This is a genomic window from Pantoea sp. SM3640 (genome assembly GCF_015654165.1).
Classification (GTDB): Bacteria; Pseudomonadota; Gammaproteobacteria; order Enterobacterales; family Enterobacteriaceae; genus Pantoea; species Pantoea vagans.
Map to the genome: position 1 here is coordinate 3721794 of NZ_CP064872.1, position 16407 is coordinate 3738200.

Here is a 16407-nt window from a genome sequence, read left to right on the forward strand (position 1 = left end):
CATAAAGAGACAGACGAACGGTCATAAATTCGCCATCACTACCACAGTCATTATAAATGCTCCTGCCAGTGTTCAATCCTATAGCTCACAAATGAAAAACGCCACGTTGAGACGTGGCGTAAGGTCGATTTTCTGCGCATTTGAACTAAAAAAGCCGAATCTGTGGTCCGGCCTGGCAGTATCGGATTATGAACGCTTCATCATATCGAAGAATTCATCATTGGTTTTGGTCATCGCCAGTTTGTTGATGAGGAATTCCATTGCGTCGATTTCGCCCATCGGGTGAATAATCTTACGCAGGATCCACATCTTCTGCAGCTCTTCCTGAGAGGTGAGCAGCTCTTCTTTACGCGTACCAGAACGGTTGTAATCAATCGCCGGGAAGACGCGTTTTTCAGCAATTTTACGGGCGAGATGCAGTTCCATGTTACCGGTACCTTTAAACTCTTCGTAAATCACTTCATCCATCTTCGAACCGGTATCAACCAGCGCGGTCGCGATGATGGTCAGGCTTCCGCCCTCTTCCACGTTACGTGCAGCACCAAAGAAACGCTTTGGACGATGCAGGGCGTTGGCATCCACACCACCGGTCAGGACTTTACCTGAAGCAGGCACCACGGTGTTGTAGGCACGCGCCAGACGTGTGATGGAGTCGAGCAGGATGATGACATCTTTTTTATGCTCAACCAGACGCTTGGCCTTTTCGATCACCATTTCAGCAACCTGAACGTGGCGCGAAGCAGGTTCATCGAAGGTTGAGGCGATAACTTCGCCTTTAACCAGACGCTGCATCTCGGTCACTTCTTCCGGGCGCTCGTCAATCAGCAGCACCATCAGCACGCAATCCGGGTAGTTGTACGCCAGACTCTGCGCGATGTTCTGCAGCAGCATGGTTTTACCGGCTTTCGGCGGTGCCACGATCAGACCACGCTGGCCGCGACCGATCGGCGATGCCAGATCGAGTACGCGAGCGGTTAAATCTTCCGTTGAGCCATTACCCCGTTCCATACGCAGACGTTTATTTGCGTGCAGCGGCGTGAGGTTTTCGAACAAAATCTTATTACGCGCGTTTTCCGGCTTGTCGTAGTTAACTTCGTTAACTTTCAGCAGCGCAAAATAACGTTCACCTTCTTTTGGTGGACGGATTTTGCCAGAGATGGTGTCACCAGTGCGGAGGTTAAAGCGGCGGATTTGGCTGGGGGAAACGTAGATATCATCAGGGCCGGCGAGGTAGGAGCTGTCTCCGGAACGGAGGAATCCAAATCCATCCTGAAGAATCTCCAGCACGCCATCACCAAAGATGTCTTCGCCGCTTTTCGCGTGCTGCTTCAGGATGGAAAAGATAATGTCCTGCTTGCGCATGCGAGCCTGATTTTCCAGCCCCATATTTTCGCCGAGAGTAATCAGCTCAGCAACCGGCGTATTCTTTAATTCGGTAAGATTCATAGTGATGGGTTCTTAAACTCGGGGTAATACTCGGAATGTTTGTCGTGAGTGGTATGGCAATTAATCCATGCCGTTAATGGCTCTTTTCGGCTCTTCCCGACGATCATCGTATGAAATGGCGATCGGTATGCAGGCAGATGTCCGAATGTGATGCCAGAGTTGGAGCTAACCGTAAGATTGCTGAACCGTTCTATCTTTATAAGGTACAGGGCGACAGGGTTCAACAAGGGAAAACTTTCAGATGCAAACTACAAGGTAAGTTCGTAATGCAGTATTGGTAACTTAGCACGCCCGAAAGCGAACGTCCAGCAGCAGGAGATAAATTCACCACTGCCAGACGTTCAGCCCTGAATTACGCCAGGTTGGCGTTCAGGAACTCTTTCAGCTGGCCTTTAGACAGCGCGCCCACTTTGGTCGCGGCGACTTCGCCATTTTTAAACAGCAGCAGCGTCGGGATACCACGAATGCCGTATTTCGGTGCCGTGCCTGGGTTATCATCAATATTCAGCTTAGCGATGGTCAGCTTGCCATCATACTCTTCTGCAACTTCATCAAGGATGGGCGCGATCATTTTGCAAGGACCACACCATTCAGCCCAGAAATCTACCAGTGTAACGCCGTCGGCTTTCAGCACGTCGGTGTCGAAACTGTCATCAGTCAGATGAACGATTTTATCGCTGCTCATGTTTTACTCCAAAGATTATGCCTGGCGAATTGGCGTAATATATACCAATGTTGGTTGACTTTATTTCATCGGATACGCTTTCGTAAAGCGATAGTAAGCTGATATTCTACCACACTATGAGCAAAACACACTTAACTGAACAGAAGTTTTCCGACTTCGCCCTGCACCCAAAAGTGGTGGAAGCCCTTGATAGTAAAGGCTTTCAATACTGCACGCCGATTCAGGCGTTAGCTCTGCCTTTTACGCTTTCAGGGCGTGATGTTGCAGGCCAGGCGCAAACCGGTACCGGCAAAACGATGGCGTTTCTGACGTCAACGTTTCATCATCTTCTCTCTCATCCTGCGGCGGAAGGTCGTCAGGTTAACCAGCCACGGGCTTTAATTCTTGCGCCGACGCGTGAACTTGCTGTGCAGATTCATGCGGATGCCGAACCCCTTACCGCCTCAACCGGCCTGAAACTGGGTCTCGCCTATGGCGGAGACGGTTATGATAAACAGCTGAAAGTGCTGGAACAGGGCGTTGATATTCTGGTGGCAACCACCGGCCGCCTGATCGATTACGCGAAGCAGAATCATGTCAATCTCGGTGCCATTCAGGTCATGGTGCTGGACGAAGCCGATCGCATGTTCGATCTCGGCTTTATTAAAGATATCCGCTGGCTGTTCCGTCGCATGCCGCCTGCTACGCAGCGTCTGAGCATGCTGTTCTCGGCGACGCTCTCTTACCGCGTCCGCGAACTGGCGTTTGAGCACATGAACAGCGCTGAATATGTCGAAGTGGAACCGGAACAAAAAACCGGCCATCGCATTCAGGAAGAGCTTTTCTATCCGTCTAACGAAGAGAAAATGCGCCTGCTGCAGACCCTGCTGGAAGAAGAGTGGCCCGATCGCGCCATTGTATTCGCCAACACCAAGCACCGCTGTGAAGATATCTGGGGCCATCTGGCTGCCGATGGACACCGTGTTGGTCTGCTGACTGGCGACGTGGCTCAGAAGAAGCGCCTGCGCATTCTGGATGACTTTACCAAAGGTGATGTGGATATTCTGGTCGCCACCGATGTAGCCGCTCGCGGCCTGCACATTCCGGCTGTGACGCACGTCTTTAACTACGATCTGCCAGATGACTGTGAAGATTACGTTCACCGTATTGGCCGTACCGGTCGTGCCGGCGCCAGCGGACACTCGATCAGCCTGGCCTGTGAAGAGTACGCGCTGAACCTGCCTTCAATTGAAGAGTACATTGGCCACAGCATTCCGGTCAGCAAGTACAGCAGCGAGGCGTTGTTAACCGATTTACCGCCGCCTAAACGTCTGCAACGCAGCCGTACCGGCAATGGCCAGCGTCGCGGAGGGAATAACGCCAATCGTCGCGGAGCTCCACGCAACAACAACCGCAAACGTTCAGGTTAGGCCACCATGCTCAGCGCGTCGTCACTTTATGCAGCGATCGATTTAGGGTCTAACAGCTTTCATATGTTGGTGGTGCGCGAAGTCTCTGGCAGTATTCAGACCGTCGCAAAAATTAAGCGCAAGGTTCGCCTTGCTGCCGGTCTGGATAAAAATAACCTGTTGTCAGCCGACGCGATGTCGCGTGGCTGGCAATGCCTCAGACTCTTCTCTGAACAACTGCAGGATATTCCCCCCGATCAGATTCGCGTGGTGGCGACCGCCACGCTGCGTCTGGCTGCCAATGCGCAGACCTTCCTCGACACCGCCCAGCAGATTCTCGGCTGTACCATTAACGTCATCAGCGGTGAAGAAGAGGCGCGCCTGATTTATCAGGGCGTGGCCCACACTACCGGCGGTTCCGACAAGCGCTTAGTGGTCGATATCGGCGGCGGCAGTACCGAACTGGCTACCGGCGACGGCTCACACGCATCCGTGTTGTTCAGCCTGTCGATGGGCTGTGTGACGTGGCTGGAGCGCTTCTTCAGCGATCGTCATCTGGCAAAAGAGAACTTCGACCAGGCTGAGCAGGCGGCCCGTGAGATGATCCAGCCGATTGCCGCGCAGCTGCGTGCGCAGGGCTGGCAGGCCTGTGTCGGTGCATCCGGCACGGTTCAGGCGCTGCAGGAGATCATGGTGGCGCAGGGTATGGATGAGCGCATCACGCTGAATAAACTGCAGCAGCTGAAGCAGCGCGCCATTCAGTGCGGCAAACTGGAAGAGCTGGAAATTGAAGGACTGACGCTGGAACGGGCACTGGTGTTCCCCAGCGGCCTGTCGATCCTGATCGCTATCTTCCAGACGCTCAGCATTGATAGCATGACGCTGGCTGGTGGTGCACTGCGGGAAGGACTGGTTTACGGCATGCTTCATCTGCCGATTGACCGCGATATCCGTACCCGTACGCTGCACAACGTCCAGCGCCGTTTCAGCATTGATGTCGAACAGGCAGACCGCGTGCGTCAGCTGGCTGAGAGTTTTTTCCGTCAGGTTTCCACGCCGTGGAAGCTGGATCAGCGCTGTCGTGAGCTGCTGCTCAGCGCCTGCGCGATCCACGAAATTGGCCTGAGCGTCGACTTCCGTCATGCGCCACAGCACGCGGCGTATCTGGTGCGTCACCTCGATCTGCCTGGCTTCACACCGGCGCAGAAGAAGCTGCTGGCCTGTTTACTGCAAAATCAGAGCGGCAGCATCGATCTGGCATTGCTGACTCAGCAAAACGCGCTGCCGCCGCGTCTGGCGGAACGGATGTGCCGTCTGCTGCGGCTGGCGATTATTTTCTCCACCCGCCGTCGCGATGACACCCTGCCTGCAGTGCGGCTACTGGCAGACGATGATGCCCTGCATCTGACCCTGCCCGCAGGCTGGCTGGAGGCGCATCCGCTGCGCAGCGAACTGCTGGAGCAGGAAAGCCACTATCAGTCTTACGTCCACTGGTTGTTAACCCTGTCGTAATAGCACCCGCGTGAGGCGAATTTCCTTCGCCTCCTGCGAGGTTTAACTCTTCTTCGCCTTATCCAGCATCGCTCTCAATCCGGCGACCCGACTCTGCCCGGTTTTCATCCGCTCTTCCGCACTGACCACTTTGCGCTCGGTCTCCCATTGCAGATCGTCCTGCGGCAGCTCCAGCAGGAAACGACTCGGTTCTGGCCGGATTAACTCGCCATACTGCCGGCGTTCGCGACACAGGGTAAAAGTCAGTTCTTTCTGCGCCCGCGTGATCCCCACGTAAGCCAGACGACGCTCCTCTTCGATGTTGTTCTCATCGATGCTGCTCTGATGCGGCAGCAGTCCCTCTTCCATGCCCACCAGGAACACATAGGGGAACTCCAGACCTTTAGAGGCGTGCAGCGTCATCAGTTGCACCTGATCCAGCTCTTCATCGCTTTCACTGCGCTCCATCATGTCGCGCAGGGTAAAGCGCGTCACCACCTGCGCCAGCGTCATTGGCTCATCGATATCGCTGCCTTCGAGCATTTCAGTCATCCACTGAAACAGCGTGTTGACGTTTTTCATCCGCATTTCGGCGGCTTTGGGGCTGCCCGAGGTTTCGAACAGCCAGCTTTCGTAGTCGATGCCGCGAATCAAATCGCGGACGGCATTCACCGGCTCTCGTTCGCTCAGCTGGATAATCTCATTCAGCCAGTGGGTGAAGCGCTGCAGATGCTCCAGACCACGGCTGCTCAGCGTCTGCCCCAGACCGACATCAAAACTGGCGTTAAACAGACTCTTGCTGCGCAGGTTGGCCCATTCACCGAGCTTCTGCAGCGTGGTCGGGCCAATCTCGCGGCGCGGCGTATTAACGATGCGCAGAAACGCGCTGTCATCCTCAGGATTGGTCAGCACACGCAGATAGGCGAGCAGATCTTTAATCTCCGGCCGGGAGAAGAAAGAGGTGCCGCCAGAGATGCGATAAGGGATGCGGTTCTGCATCAGAAACTTTTCAAAGGTCCGTGACTGATGGTTGCCGCGATACAGAATCGCGTAATCTTTGTATTGCGTGCGGTTAATAAAGTGATGCGCGATCAGTTCACCGGTGACCCGCTCCGCCTCATGCTCTTCACTGTTGGCGGTCAGCACTTTCAGCTCGCTGCCCTGCCCCAGCTCCGAAAAGAGCCGCTTCTCAAAGACGTGCGGATTATTGGCAATCAGGATATTGGCCGCCTTCAGGATGCGCTGCGAAGAGCGGTAGTTCTGCTCCAGCTTCACCACCTCCAGCGCCGGGAAATCCTGATTCAGCAGCACCAGATTCTGCGGCCGTGCGCCGCGCCAGGAGTAAATCGACTGGTCATCGTCGCCGACGACCGTGAAGCGCGCACGTGTGCCAACCAGCAGCTTAACCAGCTCATACTGGCTGGTGTTGGTGTCCTGATACTCATCCACCAGCAGATAGCGGATACGCTGCTGCCAGCGCTCACGCACTTCCTGATTACGCTGCAGCAGCAGCGTCGGCAGCAGGATCAGGTCATCAAAGTCCAGCACGTTGCACGCCTTGAGATGCTGACTATAGAGGGCATAGCAGTGGGCAAAGATATTATCCTGCTGTGATTTCGCCTGCGCAGCAGCGCCCTGCGGATCGATCAGATCGTTTTTCCAGTTCGAGATGGTGGAGATAAGCTGCTGTAGCATCGTCTTATCCTCTTCCAGCCACTCTTTGGTCAGTTCTTTCAGCAGGGCGAGCTGATCCTGATCGTCGAACAGCGAGAAGTTCGACTTCATGCCCAGCGCCGCCGTTTCGCGTTTGATGATCTCCAGTCCCAGCGTATGGAAGGTTGAGATCAGCAGGCCGCGCGCCTCTTTGCGGCCCAGCGTCTGCGCCACACGCTCTTTCATTTCGCGCGAAGCTTTATTGGTAAAAGTTACCGCGGCGATGTGGCGCGCCTGATAGCCACATTCACGAATCAGATGGGCGATTTTGTTGGTAATCACGCGGGTTTTACCCGATCCCGCGCCCGCCAGCACCAGACAGGGACCGGTAACAAATTCGACGGCACGTTGTTGGCTGGGGTTTAAACGCATAAAAGAAATCGCCTGATTGAATCAAAAGAAAGGGGTTTATACTGGGCGGCAATTATACACAACCGAGATACCAACATGGCGAAAACCGCGGCGGCTTTACACATCCTGGTCAAAGAGGAAGCGCTGGCAAAAGAGATTCTGGCGAAACTGGCGAAAGGCGGCAATTTTCAGGAGCTGGCAAAGAAGCACTCAACCTGTCCTTCCGGCCGTAAGGGGGGCGATCTGGGCGAGTTCCGGCAGGGACAGATGGTGCCGGCCTTTGATAAAGCGGTCTTTACCTGCCCGCTGCTGACGCCTTACGGGCCGGTAAAGACCGGCTTTGGTTATCACATTATCAAAGTGCTCTACCGCAACTAGTTACTTCTTCTGTTTCATCTGCTGCAGGACGGTGCTGCACTGATTGTCTTCGTTATCACTTGGCGAGATCATGGCCAGCAGGGCCGCTGCCGGACCGACGACCGCACCCAGAGCCACGGCAGCGGCACCGCGGGCCAGCAGTGGCCCCGCTTTCACGCCTGCATCCGGATTTTTAAAGGTGCCGCGCACGTAGAGCGGGGAGCGCAGCGTCACGATGCGGATGCCCTTGCTCTCCGGATTCACCGACAGATCCAGCCGCTCACTGGCGAAGTTCGCATTACCTGACACATTGATAATCGCGTTCTCGGTATCAAACACAAACAGGTTAGGCGTCGCCACACCGTTCTGCAGTCTGAGATCGGTCGCAGCACAGTTGATACGCACCTGGTCATCGCCAAACAGCTTGCCCACCACGTAGTTACCGACGTTGAGTCCGGCAATCTCCATCAGGCTGCGGCTGATCAGTCCATCATTCATCAGCAGCTTAAGCTGACCGTTGCTGGTCGCCAGCAGATCGGCCACTGAGTTACCAGTGCCGGTAAAGCTGGCATCGCCATTGAGCTGACCACGGCTGTTCTTCATTGCGTCCACCGTCGGGAAGAGCTGACGCAGCTGCAGCTTACGGACATGAAGGTCAACCCGGCCACGCATCGGCGATCGATCGCCCTCCAGCCGGATGGTACTGTTGAGACTGCCGCCTGCCACACCAAAGCGCAGCGGATCCAGCAGCAGATCGCCGCTTTTCAGCTGTAAGTGGGTATAGAGATCGCTTAACGGCAGGGAATTACTGTGTTCGATTCGTTTGCCGCTGAACTTCACATCGGCATCCATCACGTCCCAGTTTTTAGTCTCAAATTTATCGTGCGGCAGCACGCGGTCGGCAGGCTGATTCGATTTCTCACCACGACGGGCTTTGGCCTGCGCGGTTTTTTCACTGCCTTTGCCGGAGTCCACGCCAATCAGCGGCCCCAGATCGGCCATACGCAGCTGCTCCGAGGTCAGTTCGCCGGTCAGCGTCGGACGGGGTTTGCCCTGCGTGTAAATCAGCGAGCCATGAATATCGCTGTCGCCAATGTGTCCGTTGAATTTCTCATAGCGGTAGACCGCACCCTTTTCGCCATTGAATTTCGCAATCAGATGGCCGTCAGTTTCATAAGGGGGTGTGTCAGGCAACAGGACGCCGGTCAGACCATAGAGATTCGCCAGCGTATCGCCTGCGAAGCGCAGCCGCACGTTAAGCCCGCCGAGGTTCATCGGATCCTGCAACCCGCCCGTCACCTGCACGCGCGTGGAGCCGTTGCGCACATCGGCCTGAATCGGGAACGGAGTGTTCTGGCTGCGCAGCGACAGCATGCCGCCAATTTTGCCGTCGCCAGTGAGATTCTCGTTGTTATAGGTGCCACTGGCTTTCCAGCCAAAGACAAAATCGCCCGCGCCCTTCTGCTGGTCATCGCCTCCGGCAATCTGCGCATAAGGCACTGGTTTACCCAGCGGATTAATCTGTACCGTCACATCCGCACGGTTAACGGCATCGCGATAACGGATTTGTCCCTGATCAAACAGAATATTATCCAGACGGAAGGACCACGCAGACGGCGCGGCACTCTTCTCGTCTTTGTCACTATTGGCCAGGGTAAAGGTCCAGTTGTTCTTTTTATCTGCGGTCTGGATCAGCCGGGCATCAGGCCGCTGCAGCTTAATCCACGGGATAAACAGCTCTTTATGTAGCAACGACAGTGGTGACAGCGTGGCATCCACACGTTGCAGATGCACCATCGTGACGTCAGGAATGTCTGGCGGATTGCCCAGCATTATATCTTCCGCGTGCACCTGCGGCCACGGCACCCAGCGCCGCCAGCCTGCCTCGTCGCGATTTCTTGCCCAGTCGATACCCAAATCTCCCCGTATCGCAAAGGGACGGTTTAATTCGGCAGAGACTTTCTGATTGATGGTGGGCTTCAGGCGATTCCAGTCAAAGGTGGCGATGACGACGATAATCACCACGATTAATAACACCAGAATTCCTGCTACCCAGCTGACTATTTTCCCGGTACGCGACATTACGCTTTCTCCTTGCACATTCACGGTCTGCGTTAAAGATAGTCGAGACGGCGAGCAACGGCATCAGGGAAGCTGGATAGTGAGATGATTCAGTTCAGAAAATGGGACAGGCCGCGAAAAGTAGTAGCCCTGGGCTGCGATAGCGGGGGACGCTTTCACCTGCTGCCACTGCGCTTCCGTCTCAACGCCTTCAACAATGACGCCGTTACAGTAGCGATTGATCAGCGCCAGCAGCATCGAAAACAGGCTGCGCCCTTCATCGGTGGTGCCCAGCAAAACAAACAGGTCGCGCGAGAGCTTGATGTAATCATAGTTGAGCTGGGTCAGCGCCGAGAAATTGGCCATACCCGAACCGAAATCATCCAGCCACAGCGCTCCCAGCTCAGGAATTTTCGCTACTTTCTCCTCCTGCGGCAGCACCTGATGCTCGGTGAGTTCAAAGCGTAACCAGGGCAGCCGGGCAATAAGCTGGCGAATAGCAGGTCGATGCTGAATGGCGAGCAGTGAGGGGCCGTCTATGTTGACCGAGGCGACCACATCATTGCGTTCAAAAAATGCAGTCCATTCTGCGAGGATTTCAAGCTGCTCATACACGACGTTCAGGCGCTGAGCGATGTCGAGTCCGGCAAACCAGGCTTCAGGCGAGAGATTCCGTTCCGGCGCCATGGGATGATAGACGGCGGTCAGCAGTTCAATGGCGAGTAACCGACCGGTTACCCGATAGATCGGCTGAAACCGATAGCGTCGATGACATTGTTGCCAGAAGAGCGGCGTTTCCGTGTGGAGATTAAGGTCGGTTGAAGACGGCAGCCATTGGCTAATACTCTCCATCACCATGCTATTTTCCTGGTTGGTAACACGTCCCCAAAACGGGAGACTGAAGTGATTATCGTAAATGCCTGTGATAATGAGATGAATGGGGCGGCCGTATGAAAACGGAGAGTTTACCAGCCGATTCGTTAGCATAATCGGTAAAACAGGCCGAAATTAGCCGCTCTTATCGCCCGGATCGGGGCCTTTTAGCGCCTTAAGTTAAATTAAAACACCGTTTTAAAACCATTGACGTCTGCCATACCAGACGCGAGACTAAGGCGATATTTCACTACAGGTCTGAAACCATGACGCAGAAGAAAATCGCCATCATCGGCGAATGCATGATTGAGCTGTCCGAAAAGGGTGAGAACATTAAGCGGGGCTTTGGCGGCGATACCCTTAACACGGCCGTTTATCTTGCCCGCCAGGTTGATGAGCAGCAGTTACGGGTCGATTATGTTACCGCGCTGGGCACGGATTCGTTCAGCGATCAGATGATCGCCGCCTGGCAGCAGGAAAAGGTGAATACGGACCTGATTCAGCGCCTCGATAATAAGATGCCGGGCCTGTATGTGATTGAAACCGATGCCGATGGCGAGCGTACCTTCTGGTACTGGCGCAGTGATGCTGCCGCGCGTTACTGGCTCGACAGCCCGCAATCCGCAGAGATAGCCGAACAGCTGTCGCACTACGATTATCTCTACCTTAGCGGCATCAGTCTGGCGATTCTGCCGCCGGCAAGCCGTGAGAAGCTGATGGCGCTGCTGGCCCGCTGCCGGGCGAATGGCGGCAGGGTGATTTTTGATAACAACTACCGCCCGCGTTTATGGGCCGATCGCGCCAGCGCGCAGGCTGCGTATCGCGCCATGCTGAATTGTACCGATATCGCTTTCCTGACGCTGGATGATGAACATCTGCTGTGGGGCGAGCAGCCACTCGATGACGTTATTGCGCGTACCCGTCAGGCCGGTGCCAGCGAAATCGTCATTAAGCGGGGTGCAGACTCCTGTCTGGTCGCTATCGGCGATGCGCCGCTGATCGAGGTGCCTGCGGTACATCTGGCGAAAGAGAAAGTGATCGATACGACAGCCGCTGGCGATTCATTCAGTGCCGGATATCTGGCGCGTCGTCTGACGGGTGCCTCAGCGGAGGCCGCAGCGCAGCGCGGACACCTGACCGCCAGCACCGTGATTCAGCATCGCGGCGCGATTATTCCGGCGGCGGCGATGCCTGAGTGATACTGAAGCAGTTAGCGTCGTAAAGATCGCTCTGCGAATGCAGATGACGGAAAATGCGCCCCTGGGCGCATTTTTTAGCTTTGGGCATTCATGCCTCTTACGCACAAAGCGGCTGACTGAACTGCATCTGATAGAGCCGCGCATACGCGCCGTTCTGTTGCAGCAGCAGCTGATGCGAACCGCGCTCCACAATTTTCCCCTCTTCTATCAGCAGAATTTCATCTGCCTTTTCAATGGTTGAGAGCCGGTGAGCGATGATCAGCGTGGTCCGGTTCTGTTGCAGCGTCTCCAGCGCAGACTGAATTGCGCGTTCAGACTCGGTGTCCAGGGCCGAGGTCGCTTCGTCGAGGATCAGAATCGGGCTGTCGCGCAACAGGGCGCGGGCAATCGCGATGCGCTGACGCTGTCCACCCGACAGCAGCACCCCATTTTCCCCAATCACCGTATCCAGTCCGTTATCCATTTTATTAATGAATTCCATGGCATGAGCCATCTCTGCCGCCTTTTCAATTTCCTCGCGGCTGAAGACGTCGGTGCGGGCATAAGCAATGTTGTTGGCGACCGTGTCGTTGAACAGGTGAACATGCTGAGAGACCAGCGCCATCTGCTCGCGCAGCGAGGCCAGGGTGTAATCACGCAGGTCATGCCCATCCAGCAAAATTTCGCCGCTGTCGATGTCGTAAAAGCGCGTCAGCAGGCTGGCGAGGGTCGATTTCCCCGAACCGGAACGGCCAACCAGCGCCACGGTTTTACCGGCGGGAAGGGTCAGACTGATATGCTGCAGCGCCGGGGTTTCCGCCCCCGGATAGGTAAAGGTGACGTCGCGAAATTCAATGTTGCCGATGGCGCGCTTAACCACGCGTGTACCTTCATCTTTCTCCTGCTCCGTATCCAGAATCGCAAACAGCGTCTGACAGGCCGCCATGCCGCGCTGGAACTGGGCATTGACATTGGTCAGCGATTTTAACGGACGCATCAGCATCAACATGGCGGAAAACACCGCGCTGATGGAGCCCGCCGTCAGCGTGGCCATCACCGAGGGGAAGCTGGCCGCATAAAGCACAAAGGCGAGTGCCGAAGAGGCGAGCAGCTGAATAATCGGATCGGAGAGCGAGGTCGCCGAGACCATTTTCATTCCCTGGTGACGCATTTTGTTGCTGACCTGGCCGAAGCGGTCGGTCTCAACCTGCTGACCGCCGAACATTAGCACCTCTTTATGCCCTTTCAGCATCTGCTCTGCATGAGAGGTCACCTGCCCCATGGTGTTCTGCATATTTTTGCTGATGCGGCGGAAGCGCCGGGAGACGATGCGGATCGCCAGCGACACAATGGGAGCCAGCACCAGCAGGATCAGGGAAAGCTGCCAGCTGTAGTAGAACATCATGACAAACAGGCCGAGAATCGAGGCCCCTTCACGTACTACCGTGACCAGCGACCCGGACGAGGAAGACGCGACCTGTTCGCAGTCGTAGCTGATACGGGAGAGCAGCGTGCCGGTTGATTGCTGATCAAAGAACGATACCGGCATGCCCATCATGTGACTGAACAGCCGACGCCGCAGGGTCATGACCACTTTGCCTGACACCCAGGAGATGCAGTAACTGGAGATATAACCGCTGACACCGCGGATCAGGATCAGCCCGATAATCACCAGCGGCATCCAGGCCAGAATGCCGTGGTTATTTTTGCCAATCACATCGTCCAGCAGCGTCTTCAGTAACGTCAGCATAAACGGGTCTATAGCAGCATTGACGATCAGGGCAACACCCGCAACCAGCAGTCCCAGCCTGAAGGGAGAAATTGTCGGCCACAGGCGACCAAAGGTTTGTCTGGTGGAGAGATCGGTATCAAACATGGCATGCATCTTACCGTTGTGAACAGACGGGTGATGTTATGTTAAACCGCATCAACCAACAGGAAACTGCCTCATGGTCAATGATGCTGACCATTCCCAAATGAGACTGGCACATTCATCTCAGCATCGAGGCGGAGATCACTCTGTCATTAAAAGCATTATGTCGTCTTAACAGCAAACAGTGTGATATCCGGTAAATTGCGGCTAACAAAGCGGCCCGTGCCAGCCATTTACCTTAAGCTGAAAATTAGTGGTTAATAAAAGACACCCTGCGGCAATCCCCGTTAATCCCTCTTATAATTTATTGATTAAAATTAATCATTTACGCAGACAGATCTCACTCCAGGCATAGTCCGAATCTGGTCAGATTCACCCTTTTCGGATGGACGACCGCCTGAAAAAAGACCATCTTTTAATCAAAAGACAGCAGGACGCTGTTCTCTCCGGCCGCGAACAAAACAATTAAAATATTCCCCGCATCAGGATCTATTTATGCACACAGAAATTATTAATATCTGGCCACACGGTGATGCGCCAGGCGCCAGCGACTCCCGCGCCGAACCGCAGATTGTCGATATGGCAAAAGAGTATGAGCCTTACGATCGCGCCGCGACCGGCGTGCGTTGCCCGGAGATGGCGATCTGGCATCCGGTCGAATCCAACGGCATTACCCTGCTGGTTGCACCGGGCGGTGGCTATCAGCGTGTAATGATCGATCGTGAAGGCAGCGCGCTGGCGACCTTCTTTACCTCCATGGGCTATACCCTGGCGGTCATGACCTATCGCCTGCCCTACGACGGGCATCACGAAGGCCCCGATGCGCCGCTGGCCGATGCACAGCGTGCGGTTCGCGTCCTGCGCGATCGGGCACAGCGCGGCCTGAACGGTAAATACATTGTGATGATGGGCTTTTCGGCAGGTGGCCATGTGGCAGCCAGTCTGGGCACGCGTTTCGCAGAGAAACTCTATCCGGTGCAGGATGGCGCTGAAAACTTCTCGCCGCGTCCGGATGCGATGGTGCTGGTCTATCCCCTGATCAGCATGCGTGACGGCATCGCCCACGAAGGTGCCAGAACCCGCCTGCTGGGTGCGTGGCCGGATCAGAAAACGATTGAAGCCTACTCAATGGAAACCCGGGTTCATCCGCTGGTGCCGCCGACGCTGTTAATCCACGCCGCCGACGATGATGATGTCTCCGTGAATCACAGCATGGCGTTTTTCGGCGCGCTGCGTGAGCATAAGGTCCCGGCAGAAGTGCATTTCTATCAGAAAGGCGGGCACGGATTTGGTATCCGTGGCGTGGCAGATTTGCCCCTCGCCAGCTGGCCGATGTTAGTGACCGAGTGGCTCAGGGCAAAAACCTGACGTTACGCGGCGGGCGGAACGTCTTTGACGTTGCTATCCGGCGGACTGGCTTCATTGCTGGTCGCCGGTGCCGCTGATGGTGACATCACTTTGTCCCAGCTGTTTTGCAGGCTCTTCACGTTGGTTTCTGCTTCGCCTTCCGGCTGAATCAGAACCATCATCAGTTCCTGCGTCAGCTGCTGGCGCAGCTCCTGGTTCAGCTGTTCACGGGTCAGGCCGGCCAGGAAAGTCTGACGCAGCTTCTGATACTGCTCAGGCGCGATATCGACCACGGCGTTCTGCTGCGAGCGCAGGCGCTGACTCATCAGCACATCGGTGTCGGTGCGGGCATACGTGGTAAACAGCTTGTTCAGCTCCAGCAGCTTCTGCGCCATCAGCGCATCAAACTCCTCCTGCGGTAAACCTTTATCACGCACGTTTGCCAACTCACGCGCCACCAGATTCATATTCTGCGCCAGATTTTCATTGCGCCCATCCAGGTTGATGGAACACTGCGCACGCTGATAAAGCACACGGCAGTCAAATCCGACCTGGATGCCCTGTGCCTTGCTGTCGCTGAGTGCACGCTGCACATGCCAGAACAGCGCTTCACGGGCCAGATCGCCCTGCCAGTAACGCTGCAGATTCTGAGAGTCACGGATCGGCTGCCACGGCGTATCCCACACCAGTGAGAGACGATCCTGAGTCATGTTGCTGCTGACCAGATTCACCGGCTCGTGCGGCAGCGGCGACAGGGTGGGCAGTGGCGCAGGGGTTTCACGTTTGCCGGTTAACGCCGAGAAGGTTTTGTTAATCTGTTCAGAGAGGTTACGGCTGTCGACGTTGCCTACCACGTAGAGCGTCATCGCGTCCGGGGTGTACCACTGATGATAAAAATCGCTGAGCTGGGTTAAATCAACCGGCGCACGGGGCTGTGCAGCGGGATCGTGCGCCAGCAGCGCGGAGCCTTTCAGTCGGTAGCGCCACCAGACATCCTGCGGATCTTTCGGCCAGGTCGCCACCGGATCGGAAGCGGCCAGCGCGGTGTTAACCACTTCTTCAGTGATCGCCATATTGCCTGCCGTGGCCGCCAGCCAGTTCAGCGCTTCTTTCAGCAGCTCGGGGCGGTTATTCGGCAGACTCAGATTATATTGGGTGGAATCATAGGAGGCGATGACGGGCGGCAGCGGATGCTGAGGATCCATCGCCTGTTGCCATAGCGCGCGCTGCTGCTGCGTATTGAGCGCCGTGTTATGCACCATCGCCAGACGCGACAGCAGATGGCTGAAGCCGGTCTGTTGCGCACTTTCTACCAGCGAACCGGTGTTCACCACCAGCCGCAGTTCAATGCGGTCACTGGGGCGCTGCGGTGTGGCCAGTAACTGCCAGTTAAATCCATTATCCAGCTTGCCTTCCTGCCAGGCCGGATCCGGTTGCAGCGTTTCTGCCTGGAGACCAAAGCTGCCTGCCAGCACTAATCCACCAACCAAAAGCCGAATTCTGGTGCCCTGCATGTGAACCCCTACTCAAATAATTCAAATATCGTTATCACTGGCGCATATTGCCGCTGTTATTAACGAATCGGCTGGCGCCGAATCGCGCTGTTATCCAACAACAGAGTGTTTGACCACAGGAAGCTCAGGA

The 16407-nt window shown here is 55.6% G+C and carries 12 protein-coding genes; 5 read left to right on the forward strand and 7 right to left on the reverse strand.

Annotated elements, in window-relative coordinates; genetic code table 11:
- Positions 1-186: 186 nt before the first annotated feature.
- The gene (rho, locus tag IV493_RS17270) at positions 187-1446 is read right to left on the reverse strand and encodes a transcription termination factor Rho (RefSeq protein ID WP_003851960.1); all 1260 of its coding nucleotides are present in this window, start codon (positions 1444-1446) and stop codon (positions 187-189) included.
- 352 nt (positions 1447-1798) lie between these two features.
- Positions 1799-2131: a thioredoxin TrxA gene (gene trxA, locus IV493_RS17275; RefSeq protein WP_003851963.1), complete on the reverse strand. Its 333-nt coding sequence runs from the start codon at positions 2129-2131 to the stop codon at positions 1799-1801.
- A 116-nt stretch (positions 2132-2247) separates the two neighbouring features.
- Here trxA and rhlB point away from each other — a divergent pair, with 116 nt between their 5' ends.
- Together rhlB and gppA are read left to right on the forward strand one after the other, a co-directional pair.
- Entirely contained in the window at positions 2248-3540 is a 1293-nt protein-coding gene (gene rhlB / locus IV493_RS17280) for an ATP-dependent RNA helicase RhlB (RefSeq protein ID WP_013359670.1), read from the forward strand.
- Between the two features lie 6 nt (positions 3541-3546).
- Positions 3547-5031: a guanosine-5'-triphosphate,3'-diphosphate diphosphatase gene (gene gppA, locus IV493_RS17285; protein WP_013359669.1), complete on the forward strand. Its 1485-nt coding sequence runs from the start codon at positions 3547-3549 to the stop codon at positions 5029-5031.
- A gap of 42 nt (positions 5032-5073) precedes the next feature.
- Here the strand turns inward: gppA and rep are convergent, their stop codons facing one another.
- Entirely contained in the window at positions 5074-7095 is a 2022-nt protein-coding gene (gene rep / locus IV493_RS17290) for a DNA helicase Rep (RefSeq protein WP_195857497.1), read from the reverse strand.
- A gap of 75 nt (positions 7096-7170) precedes the next feature.
- On the opposite strand from rep, the gene ppiC reads away from it, so the two are divergent.
- Positions 7171-7452 carry a peptidylprolyl isomerase PpiC gene (gene ppiC / locus IV493_RS17295; protein ID WP_008926423.1) on the forward strand — a complete coding sequence of 94 codons (282 nt, stop codon included), beginning with the start codon at positions 7171-7173 and terminating at the stop codon, positions 7450-7452.
- Here the strand turns inward: ppiC and IV493_RS17300 are convergent, their stop codons facing one another.
- Complete coding sequence (locus tag IV493_RS17300) at positions 7453-9513, reverse strand: AsmA family protein (RefSeq protein WP_195857498.1); 2061 nt, start codon at positions 9511-9513, stop codon at positions 7453-7455. It lies immediately after the preceding gene.
- Positions 9514-9576: 63 nt separating this feature from the next.
- Positions 9577-10350, reverse strand: coding sequence for a cyclic-guanylate-specific phosphodiesterase (pdeH, locus tag IV493_RS17305; RefSeq protein ID WP_195857499.1), 774 nt, complete (start codon positions 10348-10350; stop codon positions 9577-9579).
- Positions 10351-10631: 281 nt separating this feature from the next.
- On the opposite strand from pdeH, the gene IV493_RS17310 reads away from it, so the two are divergent.
- The gene (locus tag IV493_RS17310; protein ID WP_195857500.1) at positions 10632-11564 is read left to right on the forward strand and encodes a sugar kinase; all 933 of its coding nucleotides are present in this window, start codon (positions 10632-10634) and stop codon (positions 11562-11564) included.
- 97 nt (positions 11565-11661) lie between these two features.
- On the opposite strand, the gene msbA is transcribed toward IV493_RS17310, so the two are convergent.
- Positions 11662-13419 carry a lipid A ABC transporter ATP-binding protein/permease MsbA gene (gene msbA / locus IV493_RS17315; protein WP_370584646.1) on the reverse strand — a complete coding sequence of 586 codons (1758 nt, stop codon included), beginning with the start codon at positions 13417-13419 and terminating at the stop codon, positions 11662-11664.
- Between the two features lie 492 nt (positions 13420-13911).
- On the opposite strand from msbA, the gene IV493_RS17320 reads away from it, so the two are divergent.
- Complete coding sequence (locus IV493_RS17320; RefSeq protein ID WP_013359660.1) at positions 13912-14784, forward strand: alpha/beta hydrolase; 873 nt, start codon at positions 13912-13914, stop codon at positions 14782-14784.
- A gap of 2 nt (positions 14785-14786) precedes the next feature.
- Here the strand turns inward: IV493_RS17320 and IV493_RS17325 are convergent, their stop codons facing one another.
- Positions 14787-16277: a pitrilysin family protein gene (locus IV493_RS17325; protein WP_195857502.1), complete on the reverse strand. Its 1491-nt coding sequence runs from the start codon at positions 16275-16277 to the stop codon at positions 14787-14789.
- Between the last annotated feature and the right edge of the window lie 130 nt (positions 16278-16407).

Coding starts and splice junctions, on each gene's coding strand:
- msbA (WP_370584646.1), bottom strand. CDS start 13,419: ATGTTTGATACCGATCTCTCCACCAGACAAACCTTTGGTCGCCTGTGG.
- IV493_RS17310 (WP_195857500.1), top strand. CDS start 10,632: ATGACGCAGAAGAAAATCGCCATCATCGGCGAATGCATGATTGAGCTG.
- gppA (WP_013359669.1), top strand. CDS start 3,547: ATGCTCAGCGCGTCGTCACTTTATGCAGCGATCGATTTAGGGTCTAAC.
- trxA (WP_003851963.1), bottom strand. CDS start 2,131: ATGAGCAGCGATAAAATCGTTCATCTGACTGATGACAGTTTCGACACC.
- pdeH (WP_195857499.1), bottom strand. CDS start 10,350: ATGGTGATGGAGAGTATTAGCCAATGGCTGCCGTCTTCAACCGACCTT.
- rho (WP_003851960.1), bottom strand. CDS start 1,446: ATGAATCTTACCGAATTAAAGAATACGCCGGTTGCTGAGCTGATTACT.
- IV493_RS17300 (WP_195857498.1), bottom strand. CDS start 9,513: ATGTCGCGTACCGGGAAAATAGTCAGCTGGGTAGCAGGAATTCTGGTG.
- rep (WP_195857497.1), bottom strand. CDS start 7,095: ATGCGTTTAAACCCCAGCCAACAACGTGCCGTCGAATTTGTTACCGGT.
- IV493_RS17325 (WP_195857502.1), bottom strand. CDS start 16,277: ATGCAGGGCACCAGAATTCGGCTTTTGGTTGGTGGATTAGTGCTGGCA.
- IV493_RS17320 (WP_013359660.1), top strand. CDS start 13,912: ATGCACACAGAAATTATTAATATCTGGCCACACGGTGATGCGCCAGGC.
- rhlB (WP_013359670.1), top strand. CDS start 2,248: ATGAGCAAAACACACTTAACTGAACAGAAGTTTTCCGACTTCGCCCTG.
- ppiC (WP_008926423.1), top strand. CDS start 7,171: ATGGCGAAAACCGCGGCGGCTTTACACATCCTGGTCAAAGAGGAAGCG.